The 15,254-nt window shown below is 47.6% G+C and carries 8 protein-coding genes; 3 read left to right on the forward strand and 5 right to left on the reverse strand.

What is annotated here, in order from left to right:
- Positions 1-365 precede the first annotated feature (365 nt).
- On the forward strand, positions 366-3,650 hold the full coding sequence (locus tag BM607_RS00910) for a S41 family peptidase (protein ID WP_071939183.1): 3,285 nt from the start codon (positions 366-368) through the stop codon (positions 3,648-3,650).
- Between the two features lie 106 nt (positions 3,651-3,756).
- On the opposite strand, the gene BM607_RS00915 is transcribed toward BM607_RS00910, so the two are convergent.
- The 5 genes from BM607_RS00915 to BM607_RS00935 form a co-directional block, all read right to left on the reverse strand.
- Complete coding sequence (locus BM607_RS00915) at positions 3,757-4,185, reverse strand: hypothetical protein (protein WP_071939182.1); 429 nt, start codon at positions 4,183-4,185, stop codon at positions 3,757-3,759.
- 225 nt (positions 4,186-4,410) lie between these two features.
- On the reverse strand, positions 4,411-4,848 hold the full coding sequence (locus tag BM607_RS00920; RefSeq protein ID WP_071939181.1) for an OsmC family protein: 438 nt from the start codon (positions 4,846-4,848) through the stop codon (positions 4,411-4,413).
- An 86-nt stretch (positions 4,849-4,934) separates the two neighbouring features.
- Positions 4,935-5,285 carry a DUF3325 domain-containing protein gene (locus tag BM607_RS00925; RefSeq protein WP_006080813.1) on the reverse strand — a complete coding sequence of 117 codons (351 nt, stop codon included), beginning with the start codon at positions 5,283-5,285 and terminating at the stop codon, positions 4,935-4,937.
- The gene (locus tag BM607_RS00930) at positions 5,282-6,979 is read right to left on the reverse strand and encodes a PepSY-associated TM helix domain-containing protein (RefSeq protein WP_071939180.1); all 1,698 of its coding nucleotides are present in this window, start codon (positions 6,977-6,979) and stop codon (positions 5,282-5,284) included. The genes BM607_RS00925 and BM607_RS00930 overlap by 4 nt, the downstream gene beginning before the upstream one ends.
- Before the next feature lies 1 nt (position 6,980).
- Entirely contained in the window at positions 6,981-7,364 is a 384-nt protein-coding gene (locus tag BM607_RS00935) for a DUF3649 domain-containing protein (RefSeq protein ID WP_071939179.1), read from the reverse strand.
- Positions 7,365-7,843: 479 nt separating this feature from the next.
- Between BM607_RS00935 and BM607_RS00940 the strand changes: the two genes are divergently transcribed.
- Both BM607_RS00940 and BM607_RS00945 read left to right on the forward strand, forming a co-directional pair.
- On the forward strand, positions 7,844-10,810 hold the full coding sequence (locus BM607_RS00940) for a TonB-dependent receptor (RefSeq protein ID WP_071939178.1): 2,967 nt from the start codon (positions 7,844-7,846) through the stop codon (positions 10,808-10,810).
- A 105-nt stretch (positions 10,811-10,915) separates the two neighbouring features.
- Positions 10,916-15,238 carry an alpha-1,6-glucosidase domain-containing protein gene (locus BM607_RS00945; protein WP_071939177.1) on the forward strand — a complete coding sequence of 1,441 codons (4,323 nt, stop codon included), beginning with the start codon at positions 10,916-10,918 and terminating at the stop codon, positions 15,236-15,238.
- The last annotated feature ends 16 nt before the right edge of the window (positions 15,239-15,254 follow it).

A 15,254-nucleotide genomic window follows, 5' to 3' on the forward strand; every position in this document is an offset into this window, starting at 1 on the left:
CCTAAACACTAGCCCTAAACATTAGCCCTCACGTTAGCTAATTCTGTCTTACTCCTGATGATTTTTATCGTGATGCAACAGGGTAACGCTATGATCTTTGGTGTTTTCCGCTAAAGAAGATTGTTTTTTACTCAGTTGTTTTCCCGCGATTTAAGATGTGACACATTTGCTAAAACTTCTCTGGCTCGAAGTTACTGAACTCTCTATTAAATTCTGCTAGCTTGGTGGGCTAAATTGTCATGCTTTGGGCTTGATTGCGTTTTTTCGCAAAAGTCTATGGCAAGAATTTCTTCGCTAAATCTGCTAGCAAAATCTCGTAGTCAAAGAGTCCATTGCTAAAAATAACAATAGGATAGAGGTCATACATGAAACTTCGCCATTCTGTCGCCTGCTGCATGCTTGCCCTAGGCACGTTTACTGCGGCCCAAGCCATCGCTGCCGATGCGGTGAGCAATCAAGGATATTACCGCGCGCCAGCCCTGCACGATCAAACCTTAGTCTTTACTGCTGAAGGGGATTTATGGACTCAGACCTTAGGTCAAAAAGCGGCGACTCGCTTAACGAGTTTACCCGCAGAAGAGCTAGGTGCGACCATTTCCGCCGATGGCAAGTGGGTTGCTTATGTGGCCAATTATGAAGGCGCGAGCGAAGTGTATGTGATCCCGGTTGCCGGCGGTGTGGCCAAGCGGGTGAGTTTTGAGAATAGCCGTGTGCGGGTTCAAGGTTGGACCCCAAAAGGCGAGATTTTATATTCCACCGACAGTGGTTTTGGCCCCGCGAATAATTGGATGCTACGCAGCGTCGATCCTAAAACCCTCACGACCACAGATTTACCCTTAGCCGATGCGGTCGAAGGTGTGATTGATGATCGCAACGAATATGTATATTTCACCCGCTTTGGCCTGCAAGTCACTGGCGATAACGCCAAAGTGTACCGTGGCGGCGCAAAGGGCGAATTATGGCGCTTCAAGCTTGGTAGCAAAACCGAAGCCCAGTTGCTCAGCGGCCAGCACGACGGCTCAGTGCGCCAACCTATGCTATGGCAAGACAGACTCTATTTTATCAGCGACAGCGATGGTAACGACAACCTCTGGTCGATGGCGGTCGATGGTTCAGACGCAAAACAGTTGACCCAATTTAAAGATTGGCAAGTCCGCGGCGCGCAGATGGATCAAGGCAAAGTGGTCTTCCAGCAGGGTGCTGATATCCATGTATTTGATATCGCGGCCGCAAAAGACGCATTAGTCAATATTGAACTCACGTCCGATTTTGCCCAGCGCCGTGAGCACTGGGTGAAAGATCCTATGGATTACGCATCCTCTACCGATTTGGCCCTTGCTGGCGATAAAGTGGTGATCACCGCCCGCAGCCATGTGGCAATCGCGGGTGTTGATGGCTCGCGCTTAGTGCAAGTTGCGCTGCCAGGGACTTATCGCGTGAGAGAAGCGATATTGAGTCAAGATGGCAAGTCTGTTTATGCGATCAGCGATATGACGGGTCAGCAAGAAATTTGGCAATTCCCCGCCGATGGCAGCAGTGGTGCTAAGCAGCTGACGAAAGACGGCCATACCTTAAGAATGAGCCTGAATCTGTCCAATGACGGTCGATTTATTGCCCACGACGATAACGATGGCAATGTTTGGCTGCTCGACTTAAAGAAAAATACCAATCAAAAAATCATTACTAACGGTGAGGGACTTGGGCCTTACGCCGATATCCGCTGGTCCGGTGACAGTCGTTTTATTGCATTAACTAAGTCTGAAATCGGTAAACAAAGACCGCAAATCGTCCTTTACTCTGTGGATGAAAATAAGGCCGAGACGCTCACCAGCGATAAGTACGAATCCTATTCGCCAACTTTTAGCAGTGACGGCCAGTGGTTATATTTCCTGTCAAATCGCCAATTCAGCGCCACGCCAAGTTCACCTTGGGGCGATAGAAACATGGGCCCAGTGTTTGATAAACGCAGCCAAATTTTTGCCATCGCCTTAGTTAACAATGCCAAATTCCCCTTTAGTAAACCCAATGAACTCAGCGTTAACCAAGCTGACAAAACAGATGCCAAGGATAAACCGAATCCGGTGAAAATCGATTGGTCTGGTATTTCGCAGCGCCTATGGCAAGTGCCTATCGATTCAGGCAATTACAGTGAACTGCGCGCCGTCGATGGCAGGCTATATGTGCTCGACCAAGCGATGGGTGATGATGCTGAACCGAGTCTGATGACCATCAAGTTTGATCCTTTGAGTCCGAAAGCCGAGGTTTTTGCCGAGGATATTGGCCATTATGCGGTTTCTGCCGATGGCAAAAAGCTGATGCTGCGTAAGTTCAGCAATGACAAGGCGCTAATGATTGTTGATGGTGGTGATAAGCTAGGCGATACCGACAATGCCAAAGTGCAAACGGATCAATGGCAATTAGCGATTTCTCCCCAGCTTGAATGGCTACAAATGTTTGAAGATGCTTGGTTGATGCACAGAGAATCTTTCTTCGATAAGAAGATGCGCGGCCTCGATTGGCAAGCGACCAAAGCTAAGTATCAACCTTTGCTTGACCGCCTGACTGACCGTAACGAACTGAACGATATCTTCATGCAGATGATGGGCGAATTAGATTCATTGCACTCACAGGTACGCGGCGGTGATTTACCCAAAGATCCCGATGCGGCTAAAGCCGCGAGTCTAGGTGCGCGTCTACAGCAAACCGCCGATGGCGTTAAAATTGCGCATATTTACAGTAACGATCCTGAGTTGCCAGCTAACGCTTCACCGTTAAATCGTATCGAAGTCGATGCCAAAGAAGGCGATGTGCTGCTGGCTATTAATGGCACACCAGTGGCGAACGTGGCCGATGTCACGCGGCTGTTGCGCAATCAACAGGACAAGCAAGTATTACTGCAACTTAAGCGTGGCAGCCAAACCCATAAAACTATCGTTATGCCCGTCAGCGCTATGGTGGATGGCCAATTACGTTATTTAGATTGGGTGAGCCATAACGCGGCTGTGGTCGAGGATGCGAGTAAGGGCAAGATTGGTTATTTGCACTTATATGCCATGGGCGGCGGCGATATTGAAAGTTTCGCCCGTGAGTTTTATACCAATTACGATAAAGACGGTTTGATTATCGACGTTCGCCGTAATCGCGGCGGCAATATCGACAGTTGGATTATCGAGAAGTTATTACGCCGCGCTTGGGCGTTTTGGCAACCGACTCACGGCACACCAAACACCAATATGCAGCAAACCTTCCGTGGCCATTTAGTCGTGTTAACCGATGAACTGACCTATTCCGACGGTGAAACCTTCTCAGCGGGAATTAAAGCGCTGGGTATTGCGCCGCTAATTGGTAAACAAACGGCAGGCGCGGGCGTGTGGTTATCTGGGCGAAATTCGCTGACCGATAAAGGTATGGCGCGAGTGGCCGAGTATCCACAGTATGCAATGGATGGTCGCTGGGTGCTGGAAGGACATGGCGTAACGCCGGATATTGAAGTCGATAACTTACCTTTCGCCACCTTTAACGGTAAAGATGCCCAGCTTGAGACAGCGATAAGCTATTTGAAGGATGAGTTGGTTAAGCAGCCTGTTCCAGCCTTAAAAGCGCAACCTCTGCCTGCAAAAGGAATGGCACAGGATATAAAAGCTAAGTAATTGATATTTAAATTCAGTATTTAACTGAAATTTAAGGTAGCTCAGTTAGCATAGTCGCGTACAAAGTTAGGGTGTTGTCTCTTAGTTCCCGAGACAACACCCATTTTTATGCCCATTCATTAATATTCTTACTCGTTTCTGCGTAGATCTGCATAGTGTTCACTTGCTGTTGTTGGGCAAGGTGATTAACTGTCATCGCTCTCGCGTCTTTGTTATGGCTTAGGTAATAGGCCGTTGGCGCCGAAATCCCTTGGCTTGTTCCTGTTGCTATGTTGGTCATGTCGGCGATCACTTGGTATTTCATCTTCGCGTGTTTCAATTCGACTAAGGTTTCTATGTTATCCCTCAGTGCTGGCATTTCAGCTGGTTTTTGCGCATTCGCCGCCAATTGTTTTGCATCGCGAGAAAGCGTTAATGTATCAGTTGATGTTGGTGCGCTGGTTTGAACGGCATTGTTAACCTGTGCAAATTCAGCGGTGGAGACATTTTTTTGTGGGCTGACAGACGGGGAATGTCGCAGTGGTTGAATGTGCATCGTTTAACTCCAGCAGTTGGCACTAAGTTAGCCATCGTACGGTTTAAAAGCTGGACATGAGCTGAACCATGGAAAAGGTTTCGGGGATGCGGATGGTAAGACTCTGTGTGGCGGCGACGGTGATTCGGTGATGGCAATGAGTCAGACTGGTAATGATCTGCGGTGCGGCAATAAAAAAGCCCGCTTAGGAAAACCATTAGCGGGCCGTAGACATCAGCACAAATCTTAAAACTTGATGTGAATATCTGTCGCTAAACTATTGGCGATAAAGCAATTTACATGTGCTTTTTCGTGAATTTTCTCAAGGGTTTCTTGGCTGACTTCAACCCCTTCGGCAAAAATGACCTTAGGATTCAGCACCATCTTAGTGACGGCCAACTTGCCCGCTTCGTTTTTACCCAGCTCTGCAGTGGCATTGTCCACATAGGACGTGACAGGTAAGCGCTTAAGATGTGCAATCGCGAGAAAGGTCAACATATGACATGAGGATAACGCCGCTAGCAGGCTTTCCTCTGGGTTTACATTCTGCCCATTGCCTTTATATTCCGGTGCCGACGAGGCTTGAATCGTCTGGCCGCTGCCAAAGGTAATACTGTGGTCTCGACAAAATTCGCCTTCTTCGGCGGGCGAGGTTTGCCAGTTAACCGTTAAGTTAAAGCCCATTATTTTCTCCTATCTGAAGGACATCAGGGCACTATAGCCTAGCGGTGCGCACTTAGCCATGACCTGTGGCCCAGTGCGGCAAGAAGTTATAGCCCGGCGCTCAGTAATAGACTGCTTGTGAGCACGCTGCCAGCGACGATACCAATCGGTAAATGGCGTGGACTGTAGCTTAACGTCAGTATGACCAGCATGGCCGCGAGGGAAATGATCCCCATAAACAAAATGCTACCGTAGGCCCAGCCTTGATCGCTCGCGCAGGCACTTAAGCTAAATGCCAGTAATAACCAAGCAAACAAGGTGAGCAAATGGCTTTGCCATTGTGCTGGTGGACGGTTAAACACATCCTTAAAATGGCCAAACTTAGCTAAGGCGAACAGGGCCAGTGAGAGATAACTTAAGCCTAAGATCCCAAGTACAGGGATAAATTCTGGCATCATGATTTGGCTTCCTCCAATGAAGACGGCGAGGTATGTTCGTTGGTTAGGGATGTTTGTGGTTCGCTGCGGCGCGCTTTATTCGCCTTGGCATTCGGCGCATTGAATGCGGGTCTTGCTGGGCGCTTGGCTGGGGCTTTAGCAATTAAAGTTAATCTTTTGCTGGCAAATAGCATAGCGCCGCCAAGTAGAATGGCGAGCACGTCAAATCCGACTAAAGGCCATTGATGGGATTGGATATTATCGATGAGATTGCTCGGCGATGTGAAGGCATTGAGCACGGGCAGTGCACAGCACAAACTGCCTGTGATTATCAATGCTGCTTGCCACTGGCGACGTGAACGGCCAAAGAAAGCCCAGACTCCCATTGCCGCTAACGCGATAAAGAAGCTGTGAACTTCCCATTCGGAGCGGCCTGCAAAACTTGTCGATAGCAGACGATTTGCGTAAAAGAAGCTCACAGCGCCTAAGGGTAATCCTAAGATAAACATGAAGTTTAACCCTTCGACGAGACGTAACCCCAAGCTTGGTTTCTCGCCTTTATCTATAGCTTTCTGTTGTTTTTGACGTAGGCGAATGGCCCACATCAAGGTGCCTGTAGCGACCATAGCGCAACCCAATAAGCCGCAGAAAAAGAATAATATTCGTAATAGTGGGGCGGCAAAACGCGCCGTGTGTAGCGACATCATAGTGTCGTAGGTGACTGACGCCCCCGAGGCTTCATGCGGGCTGGCATACTTAAGCTCACCATTGACCCCGTTAAATATCAAAATGTTGGCCTCATCGGTCACATCTTTACCTGTGTTTTGGTAAAAGGTCACTTGGCTATTTTGATCGTTAGGGTATGACACTATCACTTGCTTAATTGGCGCATCGCCCCAAGCGGCTTGCACCTGCGGCAGTAATTGACTCAGCTGCACCTGTGGCGCGCTAATCCCCGTGGCTTTCTCGGTTTGTCTGGCGGGGTTTAGCTCTTTTAAAAAGGCTTGGTTGTCACCCGAATAAGCGGTATCCACCGTCCACGGAATATAGATCAACATCAGGGTGATAAGCCCGGTATAAGTGATCATCAGATGGTAGGGCAGGGCGATGACAGAGCTCACATTGTGTGCATCTAACCAAGAGCGGGCGCCCTTGTCGCGTCTAAAGCTGAACATATCCTTGAAGATTCGCTTGTGGATCACTATGCCGCTGATAAGGGCAATTAGCATAAACATAGTGCAAACACCGACGATATATCGGGCCGTAATCGCGGACATATAATGCAAGTCAAAGTGCAGACGATAGAAGAAATCGCCGCCGCGACTTGCTCGCACTGCTGAGATCATGCCGCTGCCATCGGCGAGGGCGACATGTTCTTCAGTCTTGCCGCGACGTTGACCTTTTTCTGGTGGCAATTGCCAACTCACACTTTGAAAGGGCTTACGTTCGGTCGGAAAACCTATCATCCAACGCTGCGCCGATTCGGGCGAATGCGCAGCGATATAATCTTGGCCTTTATCCAGCTGATTTGCGAGCGTATCGGCTTGATAGTCTTGATAAACCCCTTGGTGTAATTCGGGTTCGTTCCAAAGGCTGATTTCATGGCGGAAATAGCTCAAGCTACCCGCAAAAAAGATCAACAATAACACCCAACACACGAGCAAACCTGCCCAAGTATGTAGCCAAGATAAGGTTCTAAAAAATGTCTCTTTCATCTTACTGCCCACACACCTGAAGCAAACCAAAACATAACAAACTCACTAGGCCTAAATCTCGCCATGCATGCCATGTTTTACGTACACAAAAGGCGTAAATAATGGCAACGGCATAAAACAGAAAAGCCAACATATTGGCCGTTATTGTGCTTTCGAAGCGGGGCATAGGTAGCACGACTGTCAGCAGGCAAGCCAAGGTAGCTGCCGCAATATAACCCGCCAGTAGGGCGGCGCTCGCGCGGGCAAAGACTTTGAAGGCAAACTGCGATTGCTCTTGCTTAAACCATCGCGCAATTTGCACAATCCCCCGTGAAATCAGTGAGAAAGAGCGCGTTTGCACTGCAGATGATTGCGTTGACGTTTCAAACGCGGGTGTATTAGACATAAGTGCCACTTCTCATTTCGAGCCAATATGGGTCCGTTATGGCTATCCGTTACGGTTAATTCTGCAACGTGCGCTTGAGCTTTCTGGTTTAACGGCAGAAGACTCGGCTTAACGGTGAATGCATTTCTATTAACAGGGGATAGCTAACCGCGAGAAGTATAACTTAGTTAATTCAAATGATAAACGATATCATTTAGATTCGAATGTAAATATGTGATCTTGGACTAACGGAGGTGCAGATTGTTACTAGGTTGTGTTTTTGTATTTTTTTAGCTTTGAATATAAATCTTTTAAATCAAAGTCTAAAAATTTATGGTTAATATGTTGTAAATGATAAGTTATGAATACGTATGCATCCCATTGAGGCGAAAAACGCTACACCGTTAGTATGACACTTTGATTGCCCTATGTTTCTTGGATTGATGTGGTGAATAGAGCATCGGGTTAAAACAAGTCGTTATGACATAGGGGAATGCCAAATGCGTCATTGTAAACTCAGCGTCTTGACCATGGCTCTCGCGACAGCAGGCTTTAGTGCGGTGTATACACCGCAGTTAGCCTTTGCAGCAGAGACTACGCCAACTCAACAGGAGGCCAAACAAGCTCAAGACGACAATATAAAAAACGATACCAACACGAATACCAAGAGTGTCGAAACCAACAAAAAAGCCAGCGATGAAGCGGCAAATATCGAACGTATTGAGGTTAAAGGTTACAGCAAAAGTCTGATTGATTCCCTCGATGCTAAGCGTTACGGCGACACAGTTTCAGAGCAATTATCGGCAGATGATCTTGGCGCCTTACCCGATGTATCAATGGCGGATGCGCTGACCCGCTTACCCGGTATTTCAGCGGTACGTACTGGTGGACAAGCGGCGGAAATTAACATTCGCGGTATGTCTGGCGGTTTTGTTTTTTCAACCTTAAATGGCCGTGAACAGGTATCGACGAGTGGTACTCGCAGTATCGAGTTCGATCAATACCCGTCTGAACTGATTTCATCCGCCGCTGTGTACAAATCCCCTAAAGCATCACTCATTGAAGGGGGCGTTGCAGGCACAGTTGAACTGCAAACAGTCAGCCCACTGCAATCCGATAAAGACCATAGTTTTCTGGTAAATGCCCGTGGTATGTACAACGACAGAGCTAGTGAAGTGTATGGTGCTGACGAGTATGGCCACAGATTGAGTATGTCTTATCAGGGTAAGTTCTTCGACGATACCTTAGGCGTGGCGTTAGGTTATGCCCGTCTAAAACAACCAAGTGTAGCGACCCAATTTATCGGTTTGGCTTATAACGACAGCAAAGAAGTTGATGGACTGGCTAATGATACCAACGGTCCTATTGATGCCCCTGCGAATGAGTACATCAGCGAGGGTTTTGAGCTACAACACCTTGGTGGCGTTGAAATTCGTAACGGTTATATGGGCGCGATTGAGTGGGCTCCTAGGGATAATTTTAAGCTCAAGGCCGATGCATTTTTATCGCGTTTCGATAGCGAATCGTTTGCCCGAGGATTCAGGGTTAAGTTTGGTGGCTCAGGCGCTGCGATTGCCAATCCTGTACTCGATGGCAATTCTGTTATTGGCGGAACCTTTAATCGTACCTCAAAAAGCTATACCCGAGTTGAGACTGTAAACGACGATAACCAAGATTTTGATGAAGTGAATAGCTTTGGCTTAAATGCTGACTGGCAAGTGACAGACAGACTGAATGTCGCCGCCGATATTTCCTATTCCTCAGCCAAAAGTAACTTTAGGAATGGCCTGTTATGGGCGAACGTTGCTGTCGATGCTAATGCTGATACCCCAGTTTTCGATGATAATGTCTCGATTAGTTATCAACTTAACGGGCTTAATCTGCCCGATGTGGGCTTTAATCAAGCAGATGCTTTCACCGATCTGGATCGGGTGATGGTGAGTAAGTACGGCATCTATCCCTATGAGAATGAAGATGCGGTAAAGGCTTATCGCCTTGATTTTAAATATGACCTTGAGAATGATTACATCAGCTCAGTAGAGTTTGGTGTACGTTACTCTGATCGCAATTACTCCAATCGCCGCTCGGTATTTGAATATGGCAATGATGGCGCTTTCTCTAGCGCTGAGCCACCACTCAAGCTGACGTCTGATATGGCCTCGGTCGTCGATTGGCAGGGTGAGTTCAGTTATTTTCCCTCTTATCTCGCCATTGATCTCGACACTGCGCTAGCGGCTTGGTTCCCTGAAGGTATCCCACAACCAGTACAAACTTGGGGAAATGCCGATGGTGTACTCGATGCTAAGGGCTATACCACTAACTATTCTTGGACCGTATTGCAAAGTGGGGAGGTGTTCGAAAAGGTGTTTGCGGCTTATGCCATGGTTAATTTTGATACCGAGATTGGTGGTATTCCAGTCACAGGAAATCTCGGTTTACGCCGTGTTGAAACAGACCAATCCGCAACTGTCTTAGAGAATGTCGGTGCACATCCAGAGCTTGGCGCTCAGTACATTGTCGATGATTTAGGCATAGTAAATAACTACTATGCACCTAAAATCAAAGGGATAGATTATGTTGATTATCTACCGTCCCTTAACCTTAGTTTTAAGATCACTGAAGATTCTCAAATCCGTTTAGCTGCCGCTAAAGTAATGTCGCGTCCGCCCATTAACCGCTTGGCGGGAGATGCGAGCGCAACGGCTAATAGCGATGGGGTCATCAATGGTTCCAGTACTAATAACCCTTATTTAAAACCTTTCTATGCGGATCAATATGATATTTCCTACGAGAAATACTTTGATGAAGGCGCCTTTGTCGCGGCGCTATTCTACAAAAATATTGATTCTTTTATTGATACTGTGGCTATCACCAATTTCGATTTTAAGGGGAATGGCTTCAACGTGCCGGATTACATCGTCGATCCTGTTACTGGGGTGCAAACCTCAACAAGTAATGGCACTTACACTACTGCAATGAACAATGCTGAGGGTGGATACATTCGCGGTTTAGAGTTGGCTTATACCCAAGTGTTTGCTTCCTTGCCCGATTTATTTTCCGGTTTAGGTTTTAACGCCAGTTATTCTTATACCGAGAGTGAGGTGCAGTCCATTACCAGCCTAGGCGGTGATAGTGCGACTCAATCTTTACCTGGGTTATCGAATAATGTGTTCAGTGCAACCTTGTTTTATGGCTATGAGGGCTTTGAAACCCGTATCAGCGCTCGTTACCGTGATGCTTTTGTCTCTGAACAGGTGGCGATTAACGATCAAGTGGTGAACTTCGATTCCGAAACCGTGATGGACTATCAAGCCTCCTACCAAGTAACGGACGGTTTAAACGTACTGTTCCAAGTCAATAACCTCACAGATGAACCGACTAAGAGTTACTTCGGCACCGAGCAGAAAACCGGCACCCTACAGTACTTTGGCCGCGAATTTTTCTTGGGGTTCACCTATGCCCTGTAATCCATTGCATCAGTTAGTGTGCTTAAACGCACAGAGCCTAAATCCATTACATGTTGCGCCATTTTGCTTCACGGCGTCTTATTCGCAAATTGGGAGAAACCACTCATGTTGAGTATCTCTAATCTTATTAAACTGTCGGCCTTAGCTCTGAGTATGACCTTACTCTCGGCCTGTGGTGGCAGTGATTCATCTGAACCGGGTAAAGTGCTATTAACTTGCGATGTGCCTATGGTGCCCGATGCCACGGGCACAAGCTGCGTTGCACCAACGCCTATCAGTTGTAAGGCGCCTAAATTCCCTGATCCTAAAAACGAGAGTTGTATAAACGGTTTAGATCCCTCGTTACCCGCGCCAAGCGTATTCCCGCAAGCCAATCAAGCAGTGCTTTACTACAATCGCATTAAAGATAAAAACAATACTGCGAGTAACGCTGAATATCCTAAGTACAAATTACATACTTGGAACGATGAAAAGTGTGATGCCTATGCCGCTCCTTTTGATACCAGCGACTGGAGCAACGGCCATCCCTTCGATGGTATTGACCCTAATTATGGCGCCTATTGGATCCTTAATCTGAAGGAAGGTTATGGTGCCTGCGGCAACTTTATTGTGCATGCCGGTACGGATGATGCGGGTAAAGCCTTAGGTAAAAACAACTTAACCATGTCCCTGGTACAGGACGATGCGACGTATGTTCGCGTGAATTTCACCATTCACGGTGAGTCGGATGTGTATGAGTATCCGATTCTAGAGACAGGTTTCTCTATTTCAGGTATGAGTGCCCACTGGTTAGATCGCAATACCTTTGTGTGGAATCAAGATCCACAGGGGGTGACAAGCGTGAAATTGCATTATTCAGCTAAGGCTGATATCGCCGCCGATGATAATAATGTGATCAGTGGCACTCAAGTGACCTTAACGCCCGCGACCTTAAGCGATGCACAAAAAGCGTTATCGCCAGTGCTGGCAGATTGGCCTGCTTATACTGCTAATTTTACTGCGGATGAAGCCAAAGCCATTGCAAAATATCAATTAGTATTAGTCGCTTACGATGCCGATGACAAACCTGTTGGCGCAACTTATGTGCAAGCGGCCAAGGTGCTTGATGATCTTTACACACAGGGCGACCAAGATGCTGATGAGGCTACGCTCGGTGTGGTTTACGATGGGGCGAACATTATTGCTTCAGTGTGGGCACCGACTGCCCAAGACGTAAAACTGAAAGTCTATGATGCCAATAAAACACTTAAAAGCACTGAGAATATGACCTTAGACAGCCTCACTGGTATCTGGTCCTATCGCGGTGATGCTAGCCTTAATCGCCTCTATTATCGTTATGCGCTCAATGTGTACCATCCAACGACTAAAAAACTGGAGTCGTTAGAAAGCACTGACCCTTATTCTTTAAATGTGTCGAGTAACGGTCGTTTCAGCCAGTTCATTAATTTGGATGATGCGGACCTTAAACCTGACGGCTGGGATAACCAAACCGTTGCTGCGATTGCTCACCCAGAAGATGCGGTGATCTACGAGGGGCATATTCGAGACTTTAGTATTCGAGATCAGAGTACAAGTGCCGCCCATCGTGGTAAATATTTGGCCTTTACCGAGCAAGGCTCTGCGCCAGTCGAACATCTTAAAAAGCTGGTTGATAATGGCTTAACTCATTTCCATGTGTTGCCCGCCACCGATATGGCAACAGTCAATGAAAATGCCAGTGAACGCATCGAAATGACCGACACATTGGCCAAGTTATGCAGCAAAATCAATGATGCGGCCGATGCTTGTAAAACCCAAAACAAGTCAGCAACTATAGAGAGTATTCTGGCGAATAGCTTACCCGGCTCAAGTGATGCGCAGGCATTAGTGGATGCTATGCGTGGTTTAGATGGCTTTAACTGGGGTTACGATCCGCAGCATTTTTTTGCACCTGAAGGCAGTTATGCCACAGTGGCTGATGGTACGGCGCGAGTGCTTGAACTGCGCGAAATGAACCAAGCCTTGCATAATATTGGCCTCAGAGTCGTATTGGATGTTGTGTATAACCACACGAGCGCTTCTGGCGTGAATGCTAACGCTGTGCTTGATAAGGTCGTTCCTGGTTATTACCACAGATATGACCCTGTATCTGGCGCGATGGAACAGTCAACCTGTTGTGAAAATACCGCCACTGAACATCGAATGATGGGCAAACTCGTCACTGATTCTTTAGTTTTGCTTGCCAAAGAATATGGCTATGACGGCTTCCGTTTTGATGTGATGGGGCACATGCCTAAGCAAGGTATTCTCGATGCGAGAACCGCTGTTCAGGCCGTCGATCCAGACACTTACTTCTACGGTGAAGGATGGAACTTTGGTGAAGTTGCCGATAATCGTTTATTCGAACAGGCAACCCAAGCCAATATGGCAGGCTCCGAAGTGGGCACCTTTAATGACAGAATACGCGAGGCGGTGCGTGGTGGCGCATTGTTTGCGACTGAGTCAAAGGATGACTACCTGCGGGATCAAGATACCTTACGCTTATCATTGGCGGGTAACTTACAAAACTATGTACTAAAAGACTTTAATGGCAATTCGGCTAAGGGCAGTAGCTTTAGCTGGAACTCACAACCGAGTGCTTACGCTCTCGATCCTGCCGACAGTATTAACTATGTTTCTAAGCACGATAACGAAACCCTGTGGGATATCCTGCAATATAAACATGCCATTGGTTTGAGTATTGAAAATCGTGTGCGAGTCCAAAACATGGCCGCCAGTATTCCACTCTTGAGCCAAGGGGTGCCGTTCCTGCAAATGGGCGGTGATTTACTGCGCTCAAAATCGATGGACAGAAACAGCTATGACTCGGGGGACTGGTTTAACTATGTCGACTTTACCTATAACACCAATAACTGGAATGTAGGTTTACCACTCGCGCAGGATAACAGCAGCAAATGGACACAGATTGCGGGTATTTCTGCTAACCCAAATGCGGCGGCTTCCATGTCGGATATCGAATTGGCTTCGGGGGTATTTAACGAGTTTTTACGTATACGCCATCAGAGTCCATTATTCCGCTTGACCGATGAGCAGACCATTATTGAGCGTGTGGGATTCCATAACGTCGGTAAGCGTCAGCAACAGGGTGTCATCGTCATGAGTCTGGACGACGGCGTTGGTCTTAGCGATCTCGACCCGACAGTCGATGCCATCGTCGTGATGATCAACGGCAGCGCAACGGAGCAGTCTCACACAGTGCCAACTGCAGCAGGCTTTAGCTTACACGAAGTACAAGCAAACTCTGTTGATGCCAAAATCCGCGGCGCAAGTTTTAGTGAGGGTGCGAATGAAGGCACATTTACGGTTCCTGCCTACAGCACGGCTGTATTTGTGAAAAAACAAAGCGGTGCGCAGGGCGTGGGTCTCTCGGCAAACGCTACAGTTGGTGCGCCCGATGTTGTGCCCTATGGCAGTACCGATGTATTTGTCCGTGGCGGCATGAATGGCTGGGGTGAAGTCGATAAATTCGCCTACGTCGGCGCTGGCGAATACCGTATTGCCATCAAACTGAATGCCGGTGACTATGATTTCAAAATTGCCTCGGCAGACTGGAATACCGTTGATTTTGGTGCCATAAGTGCTGATGTCGCGCAAGTTGATGAAGGCGTGGCCGAAGCGCTAGCAGCGAAGGGCGGGAATCTGCATTTTTCCGCGGGGATAACGGCAACCTATGTGTTCTCCCTTGATGCATCGGATAAGGACCATCCCGTATTAAGCGTTTATAACGAAGAGCCATTTGTAGGAACGCCAGTGTATCTGCGTGGTGATATGAATGGTTGGGGGACTGATAACGAAGTCAAGTATATGGGCGGTGGGATATATCGCGTTGATCTCGCCATCACGGCTGGTACTAAGGGCTTTAAACTCGCGTCCAGTGATTGGTCTACCGTAGATTATGGTACCGGTGAGGCCGATGGTGTCGTCGTGCTCAATCAAGAGAAATTGCTGGCGGTCAAAGGCGGCAATATGAGCATCACCTTCGACAGCGATGATACCTACAGCTTTGTGTTTGATGCGTCAAATCGTAATGAACCTAAACTCAGCGTGTATAAAACGGCGATGTTTGGTGCGAACACGGTTTACATTCGTGGCGGCATGAATGGTTGGGGCACAGTGGACACGTTAGCCTATCAAGGCGCTTCGGTTTACAGTGTCGATATCGCGTTAATCGCAGGTGATAACGAGTTCAAAATTGCTTCATCAGATTGGTCTAGTGTCGATTTTGGTGCTGTGGTGGGGGATGAGGCTGTGACGCTTGATGGGTTAAAAGTCTTGGCTTCAAAGGGGGCAAATATGCATTTTAATGCGCCAGTGGATGCAACTTATCGCTTTACTGTGACAGGTCCCGATCCTAAATCGCCAACCTTAACTGTGACTCAAGTTAATTAGGCTAACGCAGCGAGCC

Source organism: Shewanella sp. SACH (genome assembly GCF_001887095.2).
In the GTDB taxonomy this organism is placed as follows: Bacteria; Pseudomonadota; Gammaproteobacteria; order Enterobacterales; family Shewanellaceae; genus Shewanella; species Shewanella baltica.